Origin of the sequence: Xenorhabdus sp. TH1 (assembly GCF_037260955.1) — a bacterium.
In the GTDB taxonomy this organism is placed as follows: domain Bacteria; phylum Pseudomonadota; class Gammaproteobacteria; order Enterobacterales; family Enterobacteriaceae; genus Xenorhabdus; species Xenorhabdus griffiniae.
This window is the reverse complement of record NZ_CP147734.1, coordinates 1,388,765-1,413,107: the sequence shown is the minus strand read 5'-3', so window position 1 is coordinate 1,413,107 and position 24,343 is coordinate 1,388,765. Positions and strand designations below refer to the sequence as shown.

General features: G+C 42.2%; 25 protein-coding genes and 6 pseudogenes. 19 read left to right on the top strand and 12 right to left on the bottom strand.

All coding sequences use genetic code 11. From position 1 onward, the window contains the following. Positions 1 to 28: 28 nt before the first annotated feature. From WDV74_RS06295 to WDV74_RS06280, 4 genes and pseudogenes are all read right to left on the bottom strand, one after another. A complete protein-coding gene (locus tag WDV74_RS06295; RefSeq protein ID WP_338885171.1) occupies positions 29 to 418 on the bottom strand; it encodes a recombination protein NinB in 390 nt (129 codons plus the stop codon). Positions 419 to 428: 10 nt separating this feature from the next. After that, positions 429 to 929: an ATP-binding protein gene (locus tag WDV74_RS06290; RefSeq protein ID WP_338885170.1), complete on the bottom strand. Its 501-nt coding sequence runs from the start codon at positions 927 to 929 to the stop codon at positions 429 to 431. Between the two features lie 200 nt (positions 930 to 1,129). Next, a pseudogene (locus WDV74_RS06285) lies at positions 1,130 to 1,473 on the bottom strand (helix-turn-helix domain-containing protein); the annotation flags it as partial. Between the two features lie 266 nt (positions 1,474 to 1,739). Further along, complete coding sequence (locus tag WDV74_RS06280; protein WP_338885551.1) at positions 1,740 to 1,880, bottom strand: hypothetical protein; 141 nt, start codon at positions 1,878 to 1,880, stop codon at positions 1,740 to 1,742. 157 nt (positions 1,881 to 2,037) lie between these two features. On the opposite strand from WDV74_RS06280, the gene WDV74_RS06275 reads away from it, so the two are divergent. The 3 genes from WDV74_RS06275 (at position 2,038) to WDV74_RS06265 (ending at position 4,726) form a co-directional block, all read left to right on the top strand. After that, positions 2,038 to 2,733: a S24 family peptidase gene (locus tag WDV74_RS06275; protein ID WP_338885169.1), complete on the top strand. Its 696-nt coding sequence runs from the start codon at positions 2,038 to 2,040 to the stop codon at positions 2,731 to 2,733. A 9-nt stretch (positions 2,734 to 2,742) separates the two neighbouring features. Then, positions 2,743 to 3,894, top strand: a complete 1,152-nt coding sequence (locus tag WDV74_RS06270; RefSeq protein ID WP_338885168.1) for a type I restriction endonuclease — start codon at positions 2,743 to 2,745, stop codon at positions 3,892 to 3,894. A 466-nt stretch (positions 3,895 to 4,360) separates the two neighbouring features. Then, positions 4,361 to 4,726 (top strand): hypothetical protein, encoded by a 366-nt coding sequence (locus tag WDV74_RS06265; protein ID WP_338885167.1) that lies wholly within the window; start codon positions 4,361 to 4,363, stop codon positions 4,724 to 4,726. Here the strand turns inward: WDV74_RS06265 and WDV74_RS06260 are convergent. After that, entirely contained in the window at positions 4,723 to 5,112 is a 390-nt protein-coding gene (locus tag WDV74_RS06260; RefSeq protein ID WP_338885166.1) for a hypothetical protein, read from the bottom strand. The genes WDV74_RS06265 and WDV74_RS06260 overlap by 4 nt on opposite strands. Before the next feature lie 71 nt (positions 5,113 to 5,183). Here WDV74_RS06260 and WDV74_RS06255 point away from each other — a divergent pair, with 71 nt between their 5' ends. The 6 genes from WDV74_RS06255 to WDV74_RS06230 all read left to right on the top strand — a co-directional run bounded on the left by WDV74_RS06255 (position 5,184) and on the right by WDV74_RS06230 (position 8,393). Further along, the gene (locus tag WDV74_RS06255) at positions 5,184 to 5,432 is read left to right on the top strand and encodes a hypothetical protein (RefSeq protein WP_338885165.1); all 249 of its coding nucleotides are present in this window, start codon (positions 5,184 to 5,186) and stop codon (positions 5,430 to 5,432) included. Positions 5,433 to 5,633: 201 nt separating this feature from the next. Continuing rightward, the gene (tnpA, locus tag WDV74_RS06250) at positions 5,634 to 6,089 is read left to right on the top strand and encodes an IS200/IS605 family transposase (protein ID WP_338882928.1); all 456 of its coding nucleotides are present in this window, start codon (positions 5,634 to 5,636) and stop codon (positions 6,087 to 6,089) included. 244 nt (positions 6,090 to 6,333) lie between these two features. Next, the gene (locus WDV74_RS06245; RefSeq protein ID WP_338885164.1) at positions 6,334 to 6,678 is read left to right on the top strand and encodes a hypothetical protein; all 345 of its coding nucleotides are present in this window, start codon (positions 6,334 to 6,336) and stop codon (positions 6,676 to 6,678) included. After that, positions 6,675 to 6,950, top strand: a complete 276-nt coding sequence (locus WDV74_RS06240; protein ID WP_338885163.1) for a hypothetical protein — start codon at positions 6,675 to 6,677, stop codon at positions 6,948 to 6,950. Before WDV74_RS06245 ends, WDV74_RS06240 begins: the two co-directional genes overlap by 4 nt. Next, positions 6,947 to 7,714: an ERF family protein gene (locus WDV74_RS06235; protein WP_338885162.1), complete on the top strand. Its 768-nt coding sequence runs from the start codon at positions 6,947 to 6,949 to the stop codon at positions 7,712 to 7,714. The genes WDV74_RS06240 and WDV74_RS06235 overlap by 4 nt, the downstream gene beginning before the upstream one ends. Beyond that, positions 7,704 to 8,393, top strand: coding sequence for a YqaJ viral recombinase family protein (locus WDV74_RS06230; RefSeq protein WP_338885161.1), 690 nt, complete (start codon positions 7,704 to 7,706; stop codon positions 8,391 to 8,393). Before WDV74_RS06235 ends, WDV74_RS06230 begins: the two co-directional genes overlap by 11 nt. 325 nt (positions 8,394 to 8,718) lie before the next feature. Here the strand turns inward: WDV74_RS06230 and WDV74_RS06225 are convergent. Beyond that, positions 8,719 to 9,315: pseudogene (locus WDV74_RS06225) on the bottom strand (IS110 family transposase); the annotation flags it as partial. On the opposite strand from WDV74_RS06225, the pseudogene WDV74_RS06220 reads away from it, so the two are divergent. Together WDV74_RS06220 and WDV74_RS06215 are read left to right on the top strand one after the other, a co-directional pair. Continuing rightward, positions 9,289 to 9,582, top strand: a pseudogene (locus WDV74_RS06220) (transposase); the annotation flags it as partial. The pseudogenes WDV74_RS06225 and WDV74_RS06220 overlap by 27 nt on opposite strands. Before the next feature lie 312 nt (positions 9,583 to 9,894). Beyond that, positions 9,895 to 10,620, top strand: a pseudogene (locus tag WDV74_RS06215) (tyrosine-type recombinase/integrase); the annotation flags it as partial. A gap of 112 nt (positions 10,621 to 10,732) precedes the next feature. On the opposite strand, the gene icd reads toward WDV74_RS06215, so the two are convergent. Beyond that, entirely contained in the window at positions 10,733 to 11,986 is a 1,254-nt protein-coding gene (gene icd / locus WDV74_RS06210) for an NADP-dependent isocitrate dehydrogenase (protein ID WP_338885160.1), read from the bottom strand. A 140-nt stretch (positions 11,987 to 12,126) separates the two neighbouring features. On the opposite strand from icd, the gene rluE reads away from it, so the two are divergent. The 7 genes from rluE to phoQ all read left to right on the top strand — a co-directional run bounded on the left by rluE (position 12,127) and on the right by phoQ (position 19,079). Further along, positions 12,127 to 12,756 carry a 23S rRNA pseudouridine(2457) synthase RluE gene (gene rluE, locus WDV74_RS06205; RefSeq protein ID WP_338885159.1) on the top strand — a complete coding sequence of 210 codons (630 nt, stop codon included), beginning with the start codon at positions 12,127 to 12,129 and terminating at the stop codon, positions 12,754 to 12,756. After that, complete coding sequence (locus tag WDV74_RS06200; protein ID WP_338885158.1) at positions 12,749 to 13,201, top strand: NUDIX hydrolase; 453 nt, start codon at positions 12,749 to 12,751, stop codon at positions 13,199 to 13,201. The genes rluE and WDV74_RS06200 overlap by 8 nt, the downstream gene beginning before the upstream one ends. 73 nt (positions 13,202 to 13,274) lie before the next feature. Then, complete coding sequence (mnmA, locus tag WDV74_RS06195) at positions 13,275 to 14,378, top strand: tRNA 2-thiouridine(34) synthase MnmA (protein WP_338885157.1); 1,104 nt, start codon at positions 13,275 to 13,277, stop codon at positions 14,376 to 14,378. Between the two features lie 2 nt (positions 14,379 to 14,380). Next, positions 14,381 to 15,007: a high frequency lysogenization protein HflD gene (gene hflD / locus WDV74_RS06190; RefSeq protein WP_338885156.1), complete on the top strand. Its 627-nt coding sequence runs from the start codon at positions 14,381 to 14,383 to the stop codon at positions 15,005 to 15,007. Positions 15,008 to 15,089: 82 nt separating this feature from the next. Further along, the gene (purB, locus tag WDV74_RS06185) at positions 15,090 to 16,460 is read left to right on the top strand and encodes an adenylosuccinate lyase (RefSeq protein WP_273559980.1); all 1,371 of its coding nucleotides are present in this window, start codon (positions 15,090 to 15,092) and stop codon (positions 16,458 to 16,460) included. A gap of 443 nt (positions 16,461 to 16,903) precedes the next feature. After that, the gene (gene phoP / locus WDV74_RS06180; RefSeq protein ID WP_338885155.1) at positions 16,904 to 17,587 is read left to right on the top strand and encodes a two-component system response regulator PhoP; all 684 of its coding nucleotides are present in this window, start codon (positions 16,904 to 16,906) and stop codon (positions 17,585 to 17,587) included. Beyond that, the gene (gene phoQ / locus WDV74_RS06175; protein ID WP_338885154.1) at positions 17,577 to 19,079 is read left to right on the top strand and encodes a two-component system sensor histidine kinase PhoQ; all 1,503 of its coding nucleotides are present in this window, start codon (positions 17,577 to 17,579) and stop codon (positions 19,077 to 19,079) included. The genes phoP and phoQ overlap by 11 nt, the downstream gene beginning before the upstream one ends. Before the next feature lie 87 nt (positions 19,080 to 19,166). Here the strand turns inward: phoQ and WDV74_RS06170 are convergent, their stop codons facing one another. The 5 genes and pseudogenes from WDV74_RS06170 to WDV74_RS06150 all read right to left on the bottom strand — a co-directional run bounded on the left by WDV74_RS06170 (position 19,167) and on the right by WDV74_RS06150 (position 23,054). Next, positions 19,167 to 19,295, bottom strand: coding sequence for a hypothetical protein (locus tag WDV74_RS06170; RefSeq protein ID WP_338885153.1), 129 nt, complete (start codon positions 19,293 to 19,295; stop codon positions 19,167 to 19,169). A 207-nt stretch (positions 19,296 to 19,502) separates the two neighbouring features. After that, positions 19,503 to 20,462, bottom strand: coding sequence for an SDR family NAD(P)-dependent oxidoreductase (locus tag WDV74_RS06165; RefSeq protein ID WP_338885152.1), 960 nt, complete (start codon positions 20,460 to 20,462; stop codon positions 19,503 to 19,505). A 19-nt stretch (positions 20,463 to 20,481) separates the two neighbouring features. Beyond that, positions 20,482 to 21,455 (bottom strand): annotated as a pseudogene (locus WDV74_RS06160) (aldo/keto reductase). 10 nt (positions 21,456 to 21,465) lie between these two features. Next, complete coding sequence (locus tag WDV74_RS06155; protein ID WP_338885151.1) at positions 21,466 to 21,972, bottom strand: hypothetical protein; 507 nt, start codon at positions 21,970 to 21,972, stop codon at positions 21,466 to 21,468. A gap of 41 nt (positions 21,973 to 22,013) precedes the next feature. Continuing rightward, positions 22,014 to 23,054 (bottom strand): annotated as a pseudogene (locus WDV74_RS06150) (IS630 family transposase). 160 nt (positions 23,055 to 23,214) lie between these two features. Between WDV74_RS06150 and WDV74_RS06145 the strand changes: the two are divergent. After that, positions 23,215 to 24,336 (top strand): cupin domain-containing protein, encoded by a 1,122-nt coding sequence (locus WDV74_RS06145; protein ID WP_338885150.1) that lies wholly within the window; start codon positions 23,215 to 23,217, stop codon positions 24,334 to 24,336. Positions 24,337 to 24,343 lie beyond the last annotated feature (7 nt).

Below are 24,343 nucleotides of genomic sequence, written 5' to 3'. Positions count from 1 at the left end.
TTCATGTACTCGCTGTCAGCTGGCACTGTCACGAAACAACCAATACCCACAGCCCATTACTCAATCTGCTCCATGAACCGAAACATCTCGCCCGTGTCCAGTTCAGATGTCTGACGTAGTGTCCTGACGCGCTCCGGCTCCTGCGTTCTGCATCAATCCGCTCCACAACCTCGTAGCCCAAAAATGTGTGTTTCATCATTTCTTTGACTTCATCTGGTGAATATTTCGCCCCGTTGGATTTCAGAAAACGGCTAATCTCGCCAAACCACATATGCATGGTTGCGTTCTGAGATAGCGATCGGGTGTTTTTCCACGGTTTGATGATGATGTGATGAGGTTGATTTGTTGCGAGAACTTCTTTGAGTTGTTGCCATGCAGATTGTTTGGTCGATTCATGGAATAGAAAATTACATTCCATCCAGCCTCCGTTATTTGACTTGGCGGCGGTAACTCTGCCAATTGAAATTAATGCTGGTAGGTGTACCCATTCTTAGGCGATCAATAACCCATTCACCCAAAACAGCGGTCAGTTGCTCAAAATCTAAATTCGTCAGCACGCAAACCGGTTTTTTGTTTGCCAGACGCCGATCTACCACCTGAAAAATAATTAAATCCTCATTCAGGTTATTACGCTGCACACCGACATCATCGAGCACCAGCAAATCGACAGCACACAAATCATCAACCAGTGCTGATTCACTGATTTTCGTCTCTTTCTGGTAGGTTTCCCTCACCCGCATCATCAAATCAGGCAGAGTAGCTATCAGGATGCTATTACCGTTCTTGATGATGTGATTGCCAATGGCTGCCGCGAGGTGATTTTTCCCCGCGCCCGGATTACCACTGAAAATAAATCCGCCAAATGAATTACCAAAACTCTCTGCATACTGACGTGCCCGTGCTAATGCCCGTTGCTGCTCAGACGTCAATTTTTGACTAGTGGTAATAACCAGTTCTTCGGTCTCTCAGCCTGAAACTCGATATCCAGTCGTTGCAGTTGGGTATCCAGATCGATGTGAGGGAAAATCTTTTTCCAGTTGTCATAGTCCTTTTGGTTAAGTTTTATGACCTCTCCACTGAAAACATGTTTACTTTTCCCACGAGGAGCGTTAGCGACTTTCGCTATTGTTTTTATAGGTTCATTGACTGGTTCAAAAGAGTGACTGGTTCTGGGTGCAGATATTTCACTAGGGGTGAAAATTTTTCACCATCTAAATCTAAAATATAAATATTCGATGAATTGCCTTTTTCACCCGTCCGGTAAACTTTTTTCACCAGACCCTGTTTACATAAATCATCAATGTGATTAATTACACTCCTGCGGCTTATTTCACACTGATCGGCGATATATTGGTAAGAGGGAAAGCACTCGCCTTTATCGTTGGCATTATCTGCCAGTTTAAGTAATACCAGTTTCCTTAACGGATTACCGACCTTCATTTGCATGGCCTTGGCCATTAAGATCATACTCATTTTCTTATTCCTTGATTGCTACTTTCACCAAGGCTTGTCATTCAGGTGCGCAAAATTCCTAAAGTAAAATTTCGATTAGGTCTCGTTTAAGAATAAATAGTGTGCATCCACTATGATGAAATAGGGATATTGTATATAGACAAGAACTGATCCGAGATTCGGATAGTTATGATGATTTAGCCTACCAATAGGTGGTTGATAGGGACTCTCCACACGGGCGGAGCATTCATTGTAGAAACAGCAGAATTCAAGCCACTGTTAAAGAGCTATTTTTTAATTAAGTCAGCTAAAGGAATACCAAATTGCTCATGAATTTGTGCATACCTCGCAGGGGGGATGCACCCTTTTTTAATCCATTGCCGAATGGCCTGATCCTTTATATTTAGTTTCTTAGCTAACGCCGGCACGCCGCCAGCTTTTTTTGATTGTTGCCTCCAATACACTCATATGAATTTTCCTTTTTCACTAACATACAAAACAAAACACAAGAGATACTTTAAAAAATAAAGTTTCGCTTGCTATAAAAGAAAAAGCATCGCTTGTATATTTAAAGGCATGAAAACGATGCACGAAAGAATCAAGCAAGCTCGACTTGCCAATAAATTAACTCAAGCTGAACTGGCTGAACGGCTCGGTGTTACTCCGCAATCTGTACAACAATGGGAGTCAAGCACCGAACCAAGAAAGGCGAGATTGACTGCTTTAGCGTCCCTTCTTGATGTTGATGTGAACTGGCTTCTATTCGGTGATACGCAAAATAATGATGTAAATCGCCGGGATTCACTTGAAAAAACATGGCTGGATATTACGTCGTGGGATAGTGATACATCTTCGGATAATGAGGAAGTATACGTCCCTCTCTTGAGCGATATTGAATTAATCCCCAGCAGCGGGAAAAACATTAGTGCGAATTTTAACAGCCTTAGATTGAGATTTTCTAAGGCTACATTGAGAAGAATCGGGGCGCCAAGTGATGGCTCTTCGATTCTTTGTTTCCCTGCAAAGGGTAACAGCATGGAACCGGTTATTCCAGACGGAGCTACCATAGGCATTGATTCTTTGAATAAAAAAATCATTGATGGAAAAGTATATGCAATTGAACAGGATGGATTAAAACGCCTTAAGTGCCTCTATCGGCGTCCGAGTGGAAAAATACTTATCAGAAGCTACAACCGTAATGAATACGAAGATGAAATTGCGGGTGAAGATCAGGTGTTCATTATCGGGAGAATGTTCTGGTATTCCGTTTTAGATTACTAAGGATATGGCATGGATAATTTTAAGATAAAATTAAAACATCATGTTGAGCACGTTAATAACGTAGGTCAACACTGCACCACCGAAGAAACAACTAAGCAGGCATTAATACTGCCTTTTTTGGATATTCTTGGATTTAGCCCGTATGATCCGCAAAAGGTTAAAGCAGAATACGGAGCTGATTTCCCTGGAGTCAAAGCAAATGAACGTGTTGATTATGCTTTATTCTGTCAGGGTGTTCCCGTGATGTTTATCGAGGCAAAAGGGTACAGCGAGAAGCTGGATAACCATTGTCCTCAATTGTCCAGATACTTTAACTCGACTCCAGAAGTTACTATTTCTGCTATTACAAATGGGTTAGAATGGCGCTTCTTTACTGATTTAAAACAAAAAAATGTCATGGACCCTGCGCCGTTTTTGCGCATTAGAATGGATGAAGTTAGTGATGCAGATGCCAGCCAACTCTTTCGCTTTAGACACGATAAATTCAAACCAGAGGCTTTAAGGACGCTTGCGGAGGAAAGTGTTTATCTATCCGCATTTACTAAAACTATCAGTGCTAGCTTGAGGGATATTGATAGTGAGTTTGTACGATATGTTGCCAGTCGTTCCAATGTTGAGCGTCAGTTAAATCAACGCTTCATTGAATCAATCACGCCGTTAGTGAAGCAGGCTGTCGAAAAATCTGTTAGTGCAATGGTAGTTTCCGGTCTTTCGAATAAATTTACCCCAATTGATGGAACTCAAGATGAAATAGAGCATCAAGAAAGCCCGAAAGAATTTGAAGACATAGTCGATCCAGACAACCCCAACATCATCACTACTAAAAATGAGCTAACGCTATTCGAAAGAGTTAAGTCAATCGTCGGAGACGACGGTGATTTGCAATACAAGGATACAGAATCTTATTTTGGTGTTCTTTATCAAGGAAAATCAAATAGATGGCTGGTAAGGTACTTTGATAAGAAAAACAGATCCTATATCCAAATCCCAATTGAACTCACTGATATACTGTTGAATGAAATCAATAGAGCCGGGCTATCAGCCAACAATTCACGGATATTTATAGAAGTCCCAGAAGATATATTGAGGATCACAGGTATTATCCTTGATGCCTTTGAGTTCGTGAAGAATGACGACAATTTTCGGAAGAAAGCACAATAATCACTCAAGCCACCGTTCGGTGGCTTTCTGTTTGTTTCGTCATGAACTCTCTCACCTAAAATGCCATAGTATTCACATTTCACATAAATCATAAGAAATAATATCCTTTAATAACAAGTAAATATAAAGTTTATAGTCATTTTCCTCATCCTTTTAAACAGGCTTTACTTGTTTTTATAAAGCAATGCTTGTGTGTTTTAATCATCGAACAGGCAGGACGCCCACGAAGTAGCCGCCAGTAGCATATGAAGAACTGGATGATTCGATAAATCTAAGCAGTACCTACAATGAATGCTCCGCCCGTGTGGAGAGTTCCTTCCCAAAAGCGATTTTTGGGGCGTGGTTAGCAGAGTCTAAGGATAGACGCAGTGAGTCTGGTTTGCGCTCCTCTTTTAGTTGAGCACAAATTTCAAACAGTCTCATTAGCGTATTAACTGCGCCCCAAAAATTACTAATGGGGGTAATCATGAATATCACTGTTTTGCCTAAAACTGGCCGTCTGAACTCTAAAATGCGCCGTCATTTGGAGCGTGGTGATTTGATAACCAGTCACCGTTTAGAAGAGCATATTCGCCAGCATGAAGAAAAGGTCTTATCGAACATTATTGATCAGGCGTTTGGAATAGAAACCGAACCGCGCAAGGTATTAACATTCAAACGTAACCAGAACGACAGTGCGAATGTAATAGCCAGCCTGATTGTTCAGGTTAAAGGCGATGAATCACAGGAGCCGAGTTTCAATAACTGCGTTTTACCCGAAGTCGCACTTTATTCAACTAAAACCAAGTCCCGCCGTAGATCGGCGTTGGGCGGGGTCAGTGCGAGGGTTTAGAATACACTTTTCGCCAACTCAGAAAGCACTTGTGTTGCAGCACCTGCGTTAGCAAATAACGTATCAACGCATTTACCTACAACGGATTCAGCGCCTTTTTCTTTCACCAATTGCAAAAGCGTTTTCTTTTCTGACTCAGGTAAATTGGCAGACATGATAATAGTTTCAATCTGCTCTATGGTATTTTTGTGAATTTTGATAGTCACGGCATTTAATTCACTGCCAATAGTATCAACGTTAGCGTAGTCGAATCCTTTAGCCGTTAACGCCATACAATTAGTGTTAAATACATAGTGACCATCAATACCAAAAACAACAGCTTTCGGTTCAACTAAGCCAATACGCATTAAATAATTGGTGTCAGCAGCTAATTGATCCCAGCCCATTTCCGAGTGGGCTGTGGTGAGTTACTCTGATATATTCATGAATTCGACAATGGATTCATGAGGGAATATGTATGTTACCACTAGAGGATATACCTTTTTATATAATGTGGCTGGGTGTATTTAGTTGGATTTTTTGGTATATCACTATTCCAATAGGAATGATTTTTATATTTATGGCCAGCAGAAAGAGAGCAGGTAAAGTTGGAAAGATCATATATTCAGCATGCGCTCTGTTATTTTTATTGCCACTGGTATTAGGTCCGTTATCAGCTCCATTTATTTCATTCAATTTTGGAGTTTTCCCACCATCAATTGACTAAATAATTAAACCAATAAACACCAGCCTCGCCAATGCGGGGCTTTTTATTATGGCTTTAGCCAGTTTAAGTAGCATCAGCTGCTTAAACATAAAACCACCCGCTATGCGGGTGGAGTTCAAGGGTTATACCAAGAAAAACACCTTTCCGTTACGATATAGATGTTCAAGCTAATATCCGTAACTTAAATAAGGAAAGGTGTTTATGGGAATTAAAGCACAAAGCTCAGCGCATACAAAGTGGCTGTGTAAATACCATATCGTCTTTTCGCCGAAATATAGACGAAAAGTCATCTTCAATAGTATCCGTTCAAGTATAGGTGAGATTCTACGAAACCTTTGTAAGTACAAAGGAGTCGAAATAATCGAAGGGCATTTAATGCCAGATCATGTTCATATGCTGGTGAGTATCCCCCCGAAAATAAGTGTTTCCAGTTTTATGGGGTACTTAAAAGGTAAAAGCTCGTTGATGATATTTGATAAACATGCCAATTTAAAATACAAATTTGGCAACCGGAAGTTTTGGTCGGAAGGATACTACGTCAGCACAGTGGGGCTGAATGAAGCCACAATCCGTAACTATATCAGAGAGCAAGAAAAGTCAGATTTACTTCAAGATAAATTAAGTACACGAGAGTATAACGACCCCTTCAAGGGGTAAGCCAAAGAAGCAAAGACACTTAGCTTGAACGAAGAGAAAGCCGCGTCATTTAGGCGCAGTCGGTAACATGCCCTTATAGGGCTAGAGCAAACCACCCGCTATGCGGGTGGTTATGATTACCTGAATATAAACTCGAAAATCACAAATCGTTTTCACTAACGAGGGACTGTTACATGCGTAACAACATGTTCGACGGGTGTGCGGTCGTACCCACAAAACCGCAAGCAGTTAGGAACCGGCGCGCATGGAAGCGCCGAATTGCACTACTCATTATCTCATCATTCGTATTTATTCCGGCTTAACGGAGGTAATCATGTATCCAATCACGCTCAGTTATACCTACGCGGAAACAATCAGTAGGACGCAGCATGGACGCACGCAGGTAGTATTCAAAGACCTCGCAGACCTGCAAATTGACATGACATTCTCAGAGTTCACCAAACGCTCCAATCCAGATCCTAGCGAAATAATAACTCATCTCGTGAATAACTGTGATGAGGTGAGTTTGGTTGAGGCGATTATCAAATCAGGGATGGGGCGCAAAATATCAATGGAATTGAACAGGCAATTACATCGGGAGGCGGCATGAGATTCGATTACAACCCCTATGGTGCTCAGGATGAGCGGCAGGAACAACTATCAATACAAGATACTCAGGAAGAGAAAATTCTAGAGCGTCAGGGAAAAGATGCTCATCGGTTATATAACTCATTACCAGAGGGAACAAATGCGATTTTCTCACCACGGATAAACGAGATATTCGGCGAATTGTTTGATATGGGTGATGAGGTCGATGAGATGGTTAATGACCTGCTACGCAAATTATGTTTGTGCCAGGTGCAGAGGAGAGAAACAGTATGAGTACACAAGAAATAGTTATTCATGACCAGAAATCAATAGCCACAGGGAATACAGTGGCTCCAATGAAGTTAATTGAAATGGCGGTTTCATCTAATGCAGACATAGACAAATTAGAGCGCCTGCTGGAACTGCAAACAAAATGGGAGGCTGGGCAGTCAAGGAAAGAATATTTGGACGCTATGGCGGCATTTCAAAGTGCTCTGCCTACCATTAAGAAATTGAAAGAGGCTAATTTTGGAGCGGGGAAAGCTAAATATAAATATGCATCACTAGATGATATTTCGGAGCAAATAAAACCTTTCTTACAACAATTCGGCTTATCTTATCGGTTTGAACAAAAAATGGAAAACGGTGTAATTACTGTTAGGTGCATTGTTAGCCACAAATCAGGACATCAAGAATTCTGTGAAATGATGTCTACTCCCGATCAATCTGGCGGGAAAAATAATATTCAACAATCAGCATCTGCTATCACATATCTACGACGTTACACATTAACAGGTGCTTTAGGTATTGCTGCAGCAGATGAAGATATAGATGGCCGATTAGAAAGTTCTGCCTCATCAAATGGAGTAAGTGCCAAGACAATGGAACGTATTAACTCTAGGCTTATTGAGATGGATAAAACATGGGATGATGATTTATTACCGTTATGCTCAAAGATATTCAAGCGAGAAATCAATTCCCCCTATGATTTATCAGAATTAGAAGTTAATAAAGCAAAAGATTTCCTCTCTAAAAAGGTAAAAAACAATGGTCAGTAATGAATCAATTCTCGCAAAAACAGGGATTGATTTGCACAACGTCGTGGAGCAAGGATCGTTTGACTGGCATAAATTGAGATTAGGGGTAATCACTGCATCGGATGCCAGAAAAGTTTTGTCAAAATCAAAGGATGGGAAAAAATGGACAGATACCAAAATGACGTATTTTTATACGTTACTTGGTGAGGTATGCACAGGGAATGCAGCAGAGGTAAATGCAAAATCACTGGCATGGGGCAAGGAATACGAAGAATCAGCACGAGCAACATTTGAGTTTGTATCTGGTGTTGATGTAATGGAAGCACCAATTTTATTCAGGGATGAGTCACTCAGAACAGCATGTTCACCAGATGGATTATGTAGCAATGGATTTGGTTTGGAGCTGAAATGCCCGTTTACTACTGCTGCATTTATGAAATTCAGATTAGGTGGTTTTGATGCTATTAAATCGGATTACCTGGCTCAGGTTCAATATTCCATGTGGGTTACTGGAAAGGAACAGGGGTACTTCGCCAAGTATGACCCACATATGACACGAGAGGGAATTTATTATGTTGTTGTAGAACGGGATAAAAAATTTATGCAGCAATTCGATGAGCTAATACCGGAATTCATAGATAAAATGGATGAATCACTAAAGGAAATAGGATTTAAATTTGGCGATCAATGGAGGGAGTAATGGCCAAGAGTAAATATTTTTACGGTAAATCGTGCCCCTATGGACACACGCTGCGCTACATAAAAATCTATGGTTCCCCTCTTTTTTGCAACACTAATTTTTGATGAATTTTTGGCTTGCTTAAATCTATCCGGCGTCACTGTAGGCAAGGAGCCTGCGCCTCGATGAGTTCCGCGCCTGATGAACCTTAAAACCGTGTCGGCTTGAAAGAGCCATTTTTTATGTTAGGTTTCTCATCAGGCCGGTAGGCCGTTCATGTCATCAATAATCAGTCTTCGCAAAACCAGTGGGGTAACATTTAAATAGGTTCACAATGACGCCAGCTTTAGGCGACAAATACCGTGTGTTGTGTCGTAATGGCCCACGCTATCCGGGCGAGTTTATTAGCCAATGCACAGGCCACGATATTAGAGTGCTTTCGTTCAAGCTGCTGCTTAACCCAGTCAGCCAGTTTTCCCTGCCGATGCTCAATCTGTTGCATGAATGACCGGGCGCAGAGTACCAACAGTTGCCGGAGCGTCTTATTACCCCGTTTACTGATACCCAATAAGGTCGTCCTTCCCCCGGTGCTGTACTGGCGGGGAACCAAACCCGTCGAGGCCGCAAAATCCCGGCTGCGAGAATATTGTTTTCCATCGCCCAGTTGTGAGGAAAGCACACTCGCCGTGATGGGGCCAATGCCGGGGATCGTCATCAGCCGTTGTCCGGTATCATCCTGAGCAACCTCCTGTGACAGGGCAGTTTCAATCTCGGTGATTTGCTCAACCAGATAGTGATAATGTGCCTGTAACCGCAGTAATACCTGCACCAAATAAGGGGGAAGTTCATGTTCAGCCAGCACAGCAGAGAGCCGTTTTATCACGGCAATCCCCTTGGGCATGCTGATACCAAATTCAAGCAGGAAAGCCTGCATCTGGTTGGTGTTGCACCGTTTAATCGGGATCCTGGGTTCTTCCGGGGAAAACGAATAATTTTTGGAGGAAGAGCAATGGTGCGTCGAATGCTTTATATGGCTACGTTAACAGCCATTAGATTTAACCCCGTTCTCTGCGCTTTCTACAAGAGATTAACCGAAGCAGGCAAGCCAAATAAAGTCGCTATCGTTGCTTGTATGCGTAAGTTACTGGTCATTCTCAATGCAATGATAAAAACAAATAAACCGTGGGATGAATCTTTCCACACGGTTTAAAGCGAAAGACAGTTGCTCATTACCGTAGGTGTGTTGTGTGTAGGCGAATACTGTCCAATGAGAATCAAGGAAAGTATGTAAAGAAAGTTGAGAAAAAACCAGCGAAAAAGCCCCTCCCGACCACCGATTTCCAACACCGAGTGACCGTGCTCGGCAATCCAGATAGAACCCTGTAACCCCCAACCCTATCACTACGCTGCTATGCGGCGGGAGGATTATTGTGACTATTCAACAAATGCAACCAGAACACGACCAATTAGGCCACTGGACTCACCCTGAATTTTTACCCAATGATGAATGGACCCGCGATGAAATATAGCTGGAATATTAGATGAATATAAAGTCGCTGGTCAGCCTCGCATGGCTCAGGTTGTCCGCTCTGTTTTGATTGATGTATTTAAAGAAGCTCAGCATGCCGGTGAAGTCCCTCCGGGCTATAACCCTGCATTAGCCACTAAGCAATCGAAGAGAAAAGTCTCTCGTCAACGTTTAAATCTTGAAGAATGGCAAAAAATATTTGCAATTGCTGATAATCAGCACAAATACATGGGTAACGCAATGCTGTTAGCTATCGTAATAGGGCAAAGATTAGGTGATATATCTGAAATGAAATTTAGTGATGTTTGGGATGATCACCTTCATGTTTCTCAAGAAAAGACAGGTGTCAGGTTAGCTATTCCACTGGCGTTACGCTGCAATGCACTGAATATCTCTCTTAGGGAGGTGGTAGCGCGATGTCGTGATCGTGTTGTTAGCCCCTATCTAGTTCACTATTTTCACACCACATCGCAATCTAAGCGCGGGGGAAAAGTAACAGCCAATACACTAACAACAAATTTCAAAAAAGCACGTGACAAAACAGACATTAACTGGGGCGAAGGAACTCCAGCCACTTTCCATGAACAGCGTTCATTATCAGAGCGTCTATATCGTGAGCAAGGCATTAATACGAAGAATTTATTAGGACACAAAACGCAACAACAGACCGATAAATATCACGATGACCGAGGTAAGGATTGGATAAAAATTGTGATCTGACGCGTTTAAAATTTACTGGGTTTTGATAACTTGTTTTGATAACCGTTTCTTCCGTGATAATAAAACAACGGGAACCATTAAGCCCCCGTTATCTATCCAGCTACACAATTAATTACATATGTGTAATAATTGCATCACCGAATTCGCTACATTTCAGCAGCTTAGCACCTTCCATCAGGCGTTCAAAATCGTAAGTCACGGTCTTCGAGGCAATCGCACCTTCCATTCCCTTAACGATTAGATCAGCAGCTTCAAACCATCCCATGTGGCGCAGCATCATTTCAGCGGAAAGGATCACCGAACCCGGGTTGACTTTATCCTGGCCTGCATACTTAGGCGCAGTACCGTGTGTCGCTTCGAACAATGCGCATTCGTCACCAATGTTTGCACCTGGGGCAATACCGATACCACCCACCTGAGCAGCTAAAGCATCAGAAATGTAGTCACCATTCAGGTTCATACACGCAATGACATCATACTCTGCTGGACGCAGCAGGATCTGTTGCAAGAAAGCATCTGCAATCACATCCTTAATGATGATATCTTTGCCATTTTTAGGATTCTTGATCTTAACCCACGGACCACCATCTAACAATTCTCCGCCGAATTCAGTGCGAGCTAGTTCATAACCCCAGTCTTTGAAAGCACCTTCAGTGAATTTCATGATATTGCCTTTATGAACCAGAGTGACTGATTCACGGTCATTATCAATGGCATATTCAATCGCGGCACGTACTAAACGTTTAGTGCCTTCTTCTGAGCAAGGTTTGACACCAATACCGCACTGTTGAGGGAAACGGATCTTATTAACACCCATTTCATCTTGCAGGAATTTAATCACTTTGTCCGCTTCCGCTGAACCCGCTTTCCATTCAATGCCTGCATAAATATCTTCAGCGTTTTCGCGGAAAATAACCATATCGGTCAATTCAGGCTGCTTAACAGGGCTTGGCGTACCTTGGTAGTAACGAACCGGACGCAGGCAGACATACAGATCCAATTGCTGACGCAATGCGACGTTCAGCGAACGGATACCACCACCTACTGGTGTTGTCAGAGGGCCTTTAATAGCAACACGGTATTCACGGATTAAATCTAGCGTTTCATCTGGCAACCAAACATCTTTACCATAGACATGCGTGGATTTTTCACCTGTGTAGATTTCCATCCAGGAAATTTTGCGCTCACCGCTATACGCTTTCTGAACCGCAGCATCAACAACTTTTAGCATGACCGGCGTAACATCAACACCAATGCCATCCCCTTCGATATAAGGGATAATAGGGTTATTCGGAACACTTAATTTACCTTTGGCATCAATAGTAATTTTTTTACCTTCCGCCGGAACAACTACTTTGCTTTCCATTAACCTCTCCTTTCAAATAAGCGCAATGCCTTGTTAATTTTTTGTAAGGGACGTGTCAATACTACTTGAATATTCTGCAAACGCCAACGCTCACAGATTTAAGGTATAATACGCCCCCTAATTTTAAACAATGGCTTATCATGACAAATATCGCTTTTAAAAAACGCCAACTTAACCGATTCAGCCAAAGAAAAAATAATAGAGCCATAAAAAAAACAATCGGCCCTCGTCGGGTATTGATTTTTAACAAACCTTATGATGTCTTACCCCAATTCACCGATGACATGGGCAGAACAACGTTAAAAGATTTTATCCCGTTTACTGATATTTATGCCGCGGGTCGTCTGGATCGTGATAGTGAAGGTTTACTGGTGTTAACCAATGATGGCAAATTACAGGCTAGATTGACTCAACCTAATAAAAAAACCGCTAAAGTTTATTATGTTCAAGTCGAGGGCATTCCTGATGAAACGGCTCTGAATCAACTTCGTAACGGCGTTTTATTAAAAGATGGCCCAACCTTACCCGCCGACACTGAATTAGTGGAAGAGCCTGAGTGGCTTTGGGAGAGAATTCCCCCTATTCGGGAACGAAAAAGTATTCCGGTAAGTTGGCTTAAAATTACGTTATATGAAGGGCGTAATCGGCAGGTACGCAGAATGACTGCCCATGTGGGATACCCTACACTGCGCCTAATCCGTTTTAGTATGGGTTCAATACAATTAGGCTCATTATCCCCTGGAGAATGGAGAGAAATTAATCTTGTTTAGTCCACACGTCACGGTTGCCTGCATTGTTCATGCAGAAAATAAGTTTTTGGTTGTTGAAGAGTTTATCAACGGCAAACCTCTCTGGAATCAACCAGCAGGCCATCTTGAAGCTGATGAAACATTACTGGAAGCCGTTGAACGGGAATTATGGGAAGAAACCGGAATTCGTGCACAACCACAAGCATTTTTAAAACTGCACCAATGGGTTGCGCCGGACAAAACCCCATTTATCCGTTTTCTATTCTTGGTTGAAATGGAAAAAATCATGGACACCCACCCACACGATAACGATATCCATTGCTGCCATTGGTTAAGTGCAGAAGAAATCCTTAGCAGTTCACAATTACGTTCTCCTCTGGTTGCCGAAAGTCTTCTTTGCTACCTTGAGCACAGAACTTATCCACTCTCGATACTGGATTATTATGGTTCACCCTTCGCCAAATGAAGACGTTTGGTGCACCTTGGTTGCCAACGTGCTAAAGTATTGCGTTTGTTTTTTTCCGCAGTGAGATATATCCATGTCAGATAACAGCCAGAAAAAAGTCATTGTCGGCATGTCCGGCGGTGTTGATTCATCCGTTTCCGCCTACCTTCTGCAACAGCAGGGCTACCAGGTAGCTGGCCTGTTCATGAAAAACTGGGAAGAAGACGATAGTGAAGAGTATTGCTCAGCGGCTACCGATCTTGCTGATGCTCAGGCCGTTTGTGACAAACTGGGCATAGAATTGCATACCATCAATTTTGCAGCCGAGTATTGGGATAATGTATTCGAACATTTTCTTGCTGAATATAAAGCCGGCAGAACCCCAAACCCGGACATTCTTTGTAATAAAGAAATCAAATTCAAAGCATTTTTAGAGTTTGCCGCAGAGGATTTAGGGGCTGACTATATCGCAACCGGGCATTATGTCCGCCGTCGGGATGTGAACGGCATAAGCCAATTGCTCCGTGGCCTGGATGACAACAAAGATCAAAGCTATTTCTTATATACCTTAAGCCACCAGCAAGTTGCCAAGAGTCTGTTTCCAGTTGGGGAATTGGAAAAACCCGAAGTACGCCGCATTGCCGAAGAAATTGGCCTGGTCACCGCAAAGAAAAAAGATTCGACAGGTATCTGCTTTATTGGTGAGCGTAAGTTCCGTGATTTCCTTGGGCGTTATTTACCCGCCCAGCCTGGCCCAATTATGACTGTGGATGGACAGACCATCGGCCAACATACTGGCTTGATGTACCATACACTCGGCCAGCGCAAAGGACTAGGAATTGGGGGAACGAAAGAGGGTAGTGAAGAACCTTGGTATGTTGTTGATAAAGATGTCGACAATAACATACTGATTGTTGCCCAAGGCCATGAACATCCTCGCCTGATGTCTGTCGGTTTGATCGCCCAGCAACTACATTGGGTTGATCGTCAATCACTACAAGCAGAAATGCGCTGTGTAGTCAAAACACGCTACCGTCAGCATGATATTCCCTGCACTGTCGTCCCTCTGGGTGAAGATAAAATTGAAGTTCGTTTTGATAGCCCTGTTGCCGCTGTCACACCTGGTCAATCAGCCGTGTTTTATCAAGGTGAAGTTTGTCTCGGTGGTGGCGTGATCGAACAACGTATACAGGAGTAGTTGTGGCTAAAAATTATTACGATATTACACTGGCTCTGGCAGGTATCTGCCAGTCAGGCCGTCTGGTCCAAAAACTTGCCCATGAAGGCCAGTGTGATACGGATGCTTTTGAGATCATGATCAATAGCGTCCTGAACATGAATCCAACCTCTACGCTGGATGTCTTCGGCAATAACGCCGGCAACCTGCGTGTTGGCCTTGACGCTATGTTGGGTATGTTCAACGGTTCACATAGTGGCGTTTCTGCCGATCTTACCCGCTATATGCTGAGTTTAGTGGCACTGGAACGCCGCTTGAATAAAAACCCATCAGCTGTCAATCAATTGGCAAATCGTATTGAACAGTTAGGACGTCAGCAAGCCTATTTTGAACCGATGTCAGAAGGAATGCTCAACGCCCTGGCTGGAATTTATGTCGATGTTATCAGTCCGCTGGGGCCACGTATTCAGGTGACCGGTTCACCTGACGTATTACGTAATTCATTGATTCAGGCAAAAGTCAGATCAGTGTTACTGGCCGGTATCCGCAGTGCCGTTTTATGGCAACAAGTTGGCGGTAACCGCCTGCAAATCATGTTTTCTCGTCAGCGCCTGATCCGACAGGCAAAAGAGATCCTTGCTAACTGTTAGATGATAAAGACTGTTAGCGAAAAACTGTTAAATCTAAGCTGTTAAACATACATTGTTAAATAAAATCCGGGAGTTGCTACCAATGGAATTATCCTCACTGACCGCTGTTTCTCCAATTGATGGCCGTTACGGCGATAAAGTCAGCGCACTACGCGCTATTTTTAGTGAGTTCGGCTTACTAAAATTCCGTGTGCAAGTCGAAGTACGTTGGCTGCAAAAACTGGCTGCAACCACAGAAATCCAGGAAGTTCCTGCTTTTGACGCCGACGCAAACGCTTACCTTGATGAAATTATTGTAAATTTCAATGAGCAGGATGCACTGCGTATTAAAGAAATTGAGCGCACCACCAATCACGACGTTAAGGCTGTTGAGTATTTTCTGAAAGAAAAAGTCGCGCATATCCCTGCCCTGCATCAGGTTGCAGAATTTATTCATTTTGCCTGCACATCAGAAGATATTAATAACCTGTCACATGCATTGATGCTTAAAACAGCCCGTGAGGAAGTTTTGCTGCCCCAATGGCGCCAAATAATCGATACCATCACACGCATGGCACATGATTATCGCGATCTGCCACTGCTATCGCGCACACACGGTCAACCCGCCACCCCTTCCACTGTCGGCAAAGAATTTGCTAACGTGGCCTACCGTATGAAACGCCAATTCCGTCAGCTTGAGCAGGTAGAAGTGCTAGGCAAAATCAATGGGGCGGTTGGTAACTACAATGCACACTTGTCAGCCTATCCACAAGTTGACTGGCACCAATTTAGTGAGTCATTTGTGACTTCTTTGGGTATTCAGTGGAACCCATATACCACTCAGATTGAGCCTCATGATTACATTGCAGAACTGTTTGATTGTGTGGCTCGTTTTAATACCATCCTAATCGATTTTGATCGCGATATCTGGGGCTATATTGCCTTGAACCATTTCAAGCAAAAAACCATTGCCGGGGAAATTGGTTCGTCTACTATGCCACATAAAGTCAATCCAATTGATTTCGAAAACTCAGAAGGTAACCTGGGTCTGGCAAATGCGGTCTTGGGACATCTGGCCAGCAAACTGCCTGTTTCTCGCTGGCAGCGCGACCTGACAGATTCAACAGTATTGCGTAATCTAGGCGTTGGTCTGGGATATGCATTGATTGCTTATCAATCCACGATGAAGGGATTGAATAAGCTGGAAGTCAATGAACAGCACTTACTGAATGAACTGGATGGCAATTGGGAAGTATTGGCTGAGCCTATCCAGACTGTTATGCGCCGTTATGGCATTGAAAAACCGTATGAAAAACTAAAAGAACTAACGCGTGGTAAACGTGTTGATGCTGAAGGTATGAAAGCATTTATTGATGGCCTTGAACTTCCTGAAGCAGAGAAAGAGCGCCTCAAATCCATGACGCCAGCAAATTACATTGGATACGCGACTTCACTGGTTGACCAGTTAAAATAATCTGTGTTTATCCATATCAATGGGCGGATTCTATTCCGCCCATGTGCAATTTTACACCAACAGCATCCCTGCCACTACGTGACAATCTGAATGTTATTGAGTATATGAACTTATACGCATTAAACTTCAAGCTGTAATTTACAACACGATATGAAACCTGATTTCTCCCCGCGAAACGGAGGGAAATCACATTCATCTTGAAGTTAGATTGTTATATATAGAAGTTAAATAAATTGTAAATTTATTGACTATTTCAACCTAACCATTTGTTTTCAAATGCACCAATCATTAATATACCAACAAAAGCCAAATAGTTACTATACTTAGTTTATTCATAATCATACACCTATAATTTTATTTAATCTTTATTGACGAAATTGATTACTTAGCTATTTTAAATTTATTTGATAAACATTAATTACTGATTAGCATAAGGAATCATTATGCGGATATTGATCGTTGAAGATAACGCATTACTTCGCCATCACTTAACCGTACAATTACGGGATGTCGGACATCAAGTTGATGCTGCAGAGAATGCTAAAGAAGCAGATTATTATCTTAAAGAAAGTCACCCTGATATTGCTATCGTCGATTTAGGGTTACCGGGAGAAGATGGCCTTAGCATGTTACGGCGCTGGCGCAGTGAGCAAATTAATTTACCTATCCTTGTTCTCACCGCCCGTGAGAGCTGGCAAGAAAAAGTCAACGTGCTAAATGCGGGCGCAGATGATTATGTTACCAAGCCCTTTCATCTGGAGGAAATTAATGCCCGCATACAAGCATTAATGCGACGCAATAGTGGTTTGGCATCACAATTAGTTGAGATATCACCATTTTTAATCAATCTTTCAAGAAAGGAGTTTTCTATCAATGAAACCAATATTAAGTTAACTGCTTTTGAATACATTATTATCGAAACCTTAATGCGCAATAATGGCAAGGTTGTCAGTAAAGAAACGTTAATGCGCCAATTGTATCCAGATGCTGAATTACGTGAAAGTCATACAATTGATGTATTAATGGGGCGTTTGAGGAAAAAAATATTGAATGAATGGCCGGAAGAGGTCATTGTCACTGTTCGTGGTCAAGGGTATCGCTTCGATGTGAAATCTTATGATGCTTAAGTTCTCAGAAACACCTTTTTCTTTGAGAACACGGTTTCTCATGGCTACGGCTGCGATTATTCTTGCATTGACACTATCATATGGCATTGTTGCTATCGCCGGATATTTAGTTAGTTTTGATAAAACAAGCTATTCCATACTCCGTAGCCAAAGTAATCTATTTTTCACCTTAGCCAGATGGGAAAATAACAAGCTAGAAATTCTTGTTCCCAAGGATTTTTCCATGAATTATCGCTCATTAGCACTGATCTATGATAATGATGGGAATATTCTTTGGCGCCAGAATAATGTACCTGAATTGGAAAGAATGATTGATCCCGATTGGCTGAAAAAAGATGGTTTATATACTCTAGAAGCGTATTTTAAAGAAAAAGGGGATTTTTTCTATAATCCAACAGCGACACCAAACCAAGATAATACAAAAAAGGCAAAAAATAGTGAGGAAGTATTATTAACCTACTCGGTTGCTGTAAATATTTATCCTGCCACTGACAAATTGCCTGCCATGACTATTGTTATCATTGATACCATTCCACAAGATGTGCAGGAATCAGCAAAAGTATGGGAATGGTTTGGATATGTGTTAATTGCTAACTTACTTTTAATCATTCCATTAATCTGGCTGGCCGCTGACTGGAGTCTTAGGCCAATAAAATCTTTAATTACCCAGATCAGTTCATTAGAAAATGGGGAAAGGAAAGAACTGGAGGAAAACCCGCCTACTGAATTAAAAGGGCTGGTCAGAAATTTAAACAATTTGCTATCCAATGAACGTAAACGTTATGCCAAATATCACACGACACTCTCGGATTTGACACATAGCCTGAAAACACCGCTAGCAGTATTGCAATCAACCCTGCGCTCTCTGCGTCCCCCACAAAAGCTGACCATTGAACAAGCTGAACCTATTATGCTTGAACAAATTGACCGGATATCGCAACAGATTGGCTACTATTTGCATAGAGCCAATATACGCAGCGACCATAGCTTACTCCTGAGACAAATTTCTTCCGTCCCAATCTTGCTAGATGGCCTAATCAGTGCCCTAACCAAGGTATATCAACATAAGGGCATCAAAATGATGCTAGATGTCTCTCCTGAAGTGACATGGCTAGGGGAAAAAAATGATTTTCTGGAAGTGATGGGAAACATTCTGGATAATGCCTGTAAATACTGCCGGAAACAGGTCAAAATCACCGCCACAATGGGAGAAAACTCAGTCACTATTATTGTCGATGATGATGGGTTAGGGGTTCCCCTTGATAAGCGAGAAATGATTTTTCAGCGTGGCTTACGCGCTGACACATTACGATCAGGCCAGGGTCTTGGATTATCGATAGCATCTGAAATTGTCGAGCAATATGATGGTGATATCAACATAGAGGATAGCCCCCTTGGTGGCGCCAGAGTGAGTGTCGTATTTCGCGCCCAGCATAATCCCCAACACAAAGCAGCCAACACAATGCGAGCACCACGCATCACGATTAGGTGATTGCTAGCACTACACAGCCGAATTGTTCTGTAATCAGAGAGTCCGATGGCAATAATGACATTGTTGTGCTCGTTTTTTGGCAGCAGCTTACGCAGTACCGATACACTTAAGGCTATTGGTTTTTTCTCCTGTATTTGCAAGACAGCCAGAACTGCATGGGCCAGTAACGACAAGGTTATATGCCGTACCAAATTTTCTCTCGCCGTTCTTCGTCATGATCCAGCCACTTCTCTCTTGTCTCCTCAAAACCGCTTTCGATTTCCCAGCGGGGCTCTACCACCTGAACCTGAGCTTCGTATATGGTCTTCTCCATTTTTGTCTCAATTCTCCTTCAACGGGGAAAATACAATGGATTAAACTTCCTAATACCATAAAAATAATATGCTGCTTGGAATCTTGGGTTGTAACGAGACTACTTGCGATCTAGTTAGCTGCAAATACATTTACACCTGTAAGATTAGCTGTGAAATTCCACAATCTTAAAGCTTCAGATGGATCAATCGCGTATTCACAAACACCGACAAAAGGTTCTTCATAATCTGATGCAAGGCTGGCAATGTCACAATCTTCACAATAAAGTCCTCCTTGTCCATTCAGGGTCGGGCTTGTTGCTGCCCATACCCCAGTTGCAGCCCCTTGTGCCGGAGATTTAAAGGTGGGGTCAATCGGATTACCATCTCTATCCATCCATCCTTCGTTTGCCATTTCTTCATAAGACAAATACCGTTGGAGTGGAGTAAATATTTTACCGGGATGCAAAGAAAATGCTCTGATGTTCTTGTTTTTTCCATATGTATCCAATTGCAATGCAAAAAGCACATTAGCAGTTTTAGACTGTGCATATGCCAGCCACTTGTCATAACCACGGATAAACTGAATGTCATCCCATCGAATTGGAGAATTATGATGTCCAGCAGATGAAACACATACTACCCTCCCTCCAGATCGGATATTGTTCCATATGAGATTCACCAGTACATAATGGCCAATATGATTTGTAGCAAACTGCGATTCCCATCCTGGACCAACCCGTTTTTCTGGAGAAGCCATGACGCCAGCATTACAAATCACATAATCAAAGATATATCTATTAGCATTGACATAAGCCGCCAATGTCCTAACAGAATTTATGTCCGAAAGATCAAGTGGAAGAATGGTAATATTGGTTAGCTCACTTAAAGCATTAGATGCATTTCCTATATCCCTCGCTCCCACTACCACATGAACACCTGCTTCTGATAGCGCTTTAGTAGCCTCATATCCCAATCCAGAATATCCACCTGTAATAAGAGCAGTCTTACCTTTAATATCAACACCCTTAAGTACATCCGAGACTGTTGATGACGCGCCAAATCCTGAATTGATCGGTCTTTGTACTCGCATAAATCCCCCAATAACTATTTTAAGATAATTCGGCTCTCAAATGCGGAGTATAGAACTCCTCCAGTGCAGCAATTTCATCATTACTAAGAGATACATTCATGCAACAAATATTATCTATAAGTTGCTCCACTGATGTCACACCAACGATTGGTGAAGCGATTGCTGGTTTAGATAACAACCAAGCTAAAGCTACATGTGCAGGCTTACATTTTTTACTTGCTGAGATCTCATTTAGAACAGAAATTATTTTTTCATCACTCTGTTTTGCGGATTCATATAGCCATGACAATACATTGTCAGATTTTGTACGAATAGTATCAGTATTCTTTGCAAGTTTACCTCTGGCCAATGGACTCCATGGCGTAACACCAATCCCCTCGGAAACACAATAAGGCAGCATTTCTCTTTCCTCTTCACGATTGATGAGATTGTAATGATTTTGCATACTAATGAACTGAGTCCATCCGTTCATTCTGGCAACGAATTGCGCTTTGATGAATTGCCAAGTTCTCATTGACGAAGCACCAATATATCGAACCTTGCCTGACTGAATTAAGTCATTCAGAGCAAGCATTGTCTCTTCGATCGGTGTGTTATCATCCCATCGATGAATTATATAAAGGTCAATATAATCGGTTTGAAGTCTTTTTAGGCTGGCATTAACTTGCGTAAATATTTCTTTACGTGACAGCCCCCCGATAAAGGAGAATCAGTCATTTTCTCATAAACTTTTGTGGCTATGACCACATCCTCACGCTTAGCATATTTTTTCAAACAGGCTCCCACGATTTCTTCACTTGAACCAAGTGAATAAACATTAGCTGTATCAAAAAAATTTATTCCTAAATCTAATGACTTAGTAATAATCTTCTCGCTTTGGGTATAGTCCAGAGTCCATGTGTGTGCCCCTTTAGTTGAATCTCCAAATGACATACATCCCAGAGCAAGCCTAGACACAATTAGCCTTGATTTTCCTAAATGGCAATATTGCAAATTCCCCTCCTCAATTATTGAGCTCTGTGAGTCTGGACCACGAAGTTTCTTGTTCATCAAATGGTATATCGAGACTTGCCAAATACATAGCTGTCATCCAGCAATGCCCTGCGAGATGGGTAGCATCAGCGATCTCACCTTGTGAATAAAATTCATTTAAACTGCGAAATGATGATACTGAAGCTCTGCCTTCAAGAATGCACTCTGTAATATATTTCACCATAGCTCTTCTGCGTGAATCCATCGCCTCATAGTTTCCACTCTCGATATCGCTAATTTCCTGCTCTGTCAGACCAGCCTTAATCGCAAGCGGATAATGAATAAGCCGTTCGAACTCGCTGTTAACCAGTTTAGCTACACGCATGACAATAATTTCACGCTCATAGTCATTCAGATATCCTTTCGTCAAAGCACCCCCTAAGGATAAATGAGGTCCGGCAGAACATTTGGTTAAAAGCAAACCTCGAGTCAAGTTTGAAGGGAACTTTTCATATACATTCAGTTGTTCTTGTGTCATATCCTGAACTTCAGGTAGTTTGACTATATAATTTTTCATAATTATGAGAGTTTCATATTTCCTATTCCTTTCCAACAGGTTGCTGAAGCGGTATTCAAGAAAATCTTAACTCTTTTGATGAGCTGCCACATATATTGGCAACAATGATTTCGTGTCACCGTTTCATGCAATGATTGCCATAACCGTTCTATTTTATTCAGCCATGGAGAATAAACGGGGAGAAATAACAGGGTTACTGTTGGATTTTGCTTCAACCAAGCCTTGACTCGTTGGCTGGTATGAATGCTGTAATTGTCTAAAATGACTGTTAACGTTTTCGCATGACGGTGGTGGCGTTTTAATTCTTCTAACATATTGATGAGTAATTGAGAATTTTTTCTACCGGAACCCCTATAGAAAATTTTTCCGGTTTGAATATCAAAACAACCTGCAAGGTAATATTTTTGATTTTTTCCCGGTGTAAGAATCCTTTTTTGCTGCCCTTTGAAATACCAATCTGAACCTATTTTAGGGTTGAAATTAATATCCACATCATCCTCATAACATACGGGATTTTCTTTTGATACCTGCGATAATGCTTGATTAATACGTGCCATTTTTTCTTCATCTTCATATTGAGGGTCGGGCTTATGTACCGTGGGGGCTGATCGTCGCCAGACGATCTTGTTTTTACAGAGAAAACGGTAAAGTGTACTGAGCGAAAATTTCACATGCATTATTTCATTGATTTGAATAATGAAAAGTTCAAGACTCCAGCGAGAACGGACATGATTGAACTGTTATGGTGAAAGTTCGAGTAAATAATGAATAAAAGGTAAAAGAACAGTCAAATTCCATTGCCGAGGGCGGCCCGCGGGCTGGCTTTTTAATCCTATCCAACCATATGTTCTAAAACGTTTGATCCAACGCCAGACAGAAGACAGCGCGACACAAAATTTTTCAGAGACGAAAGGAACTGATTCATTCCGATAAAGTGAGAGCATGGCCATAACCCGGATAGCATATCCTTTATCTTGCGTTTTTTGGGCAATTTTTTTCATCAGGCGGCGTTCAATGCGGAAAGTGGGTGGTAAGATAAGCATAACTCAGTCCTCTTTTTTGCATTTTTGTTTGTGGAAAATCAAAGTTTGCAAAATTTGGACTGAATTTCTTTGATACTCCTACCATTTTGAAAAGTTATATATCGTCATTGACTATTCGTTATAATAGCGTGAAATTCACTTCTCACTTCAGGATGTCACCATGGACTATCAGCTAAATCTGGACTGGCAGGCGTTTTTGCAAAACCATTGGCAAAAACGACCATTGCTGATTAAACAGGGTTTCCATCAGTTTATTGATCCTCTTTCCCCCGATGAGCTGGCGGGTCTGGCGATGGAAAATGAAATCGATAGCCGTTTGGTTAGTCAGAAAAATGGGCGCTGGGAAGTTTCCCACGGACCATTTGAAACCTACGACCATTTAGACGAAAAAAACTGGTCTTTGCTTGTACAAGCCGTTGACCATTGGCATCTCCCTTCTTCTGCACTGATGAAGCCATTCCGTGTACTGTCTGACTGGCGCATGGATGACTTGATGATCTCGTTCTCCGTACCCGGCGGTGGTGTCGGCCCGCATCTTGACCAATATGACGTTTTTATCATTCAAGGAAAAGGGCGCAGACGTTGGCGGGTAGGTGAAAAAATTCCCATGAAACAACATTGCCCTCACCCTGATTTGTTGCAGGTTGAACCTTTTGAGGCAATTATTGATGAAGAGATGTTACCGGGCGATATACTCTATATTCCACCAGGTTTTCCACACGAAGGCTATGCTATTGAGGATTCACTGAACTATTCAGTGGGATTCCGTGCCCCCAATGCCCGTGAATTATTCAGTGGATTTGCTGACTATATTCTGGCAAACGAGCTGGGAAGCCATCGCTACAGCGATCCTGGATTAACATTTCGTGACAACCCAGCCCTGATCCAGACAAACGAACTGGACACACTGCGTTCCATGATGCGTGAATTGTTGGAACAACCAGAAACTTTCCAAAACTGGTTTGGCGAATTCATCTCTCAATCGCGCCATGAATTAGATCTGGCACCACCTGAACCGCCTTATGAGAGCGATGAGATTTATGATTTGCTGAAACAAGGCGAAGCGTTAAATCGCTTGAGTGGCCTGCGCGTCCTGCGGGTTGGTGATCAATGTTTCGTCAATGGGGAATTGATGGATACTCCTCATATCCAGGCTGCTAACGCCCTTTGCCAATATGACAAAGTGAATGCTGAACTGCTGGGCGATGCTATCGACGACGTCCGATTTGTCAGTCTGCTTACGGCTTTGGTCAATAGCGGTTATTGGTATTTTAATGATTAATCCAAGC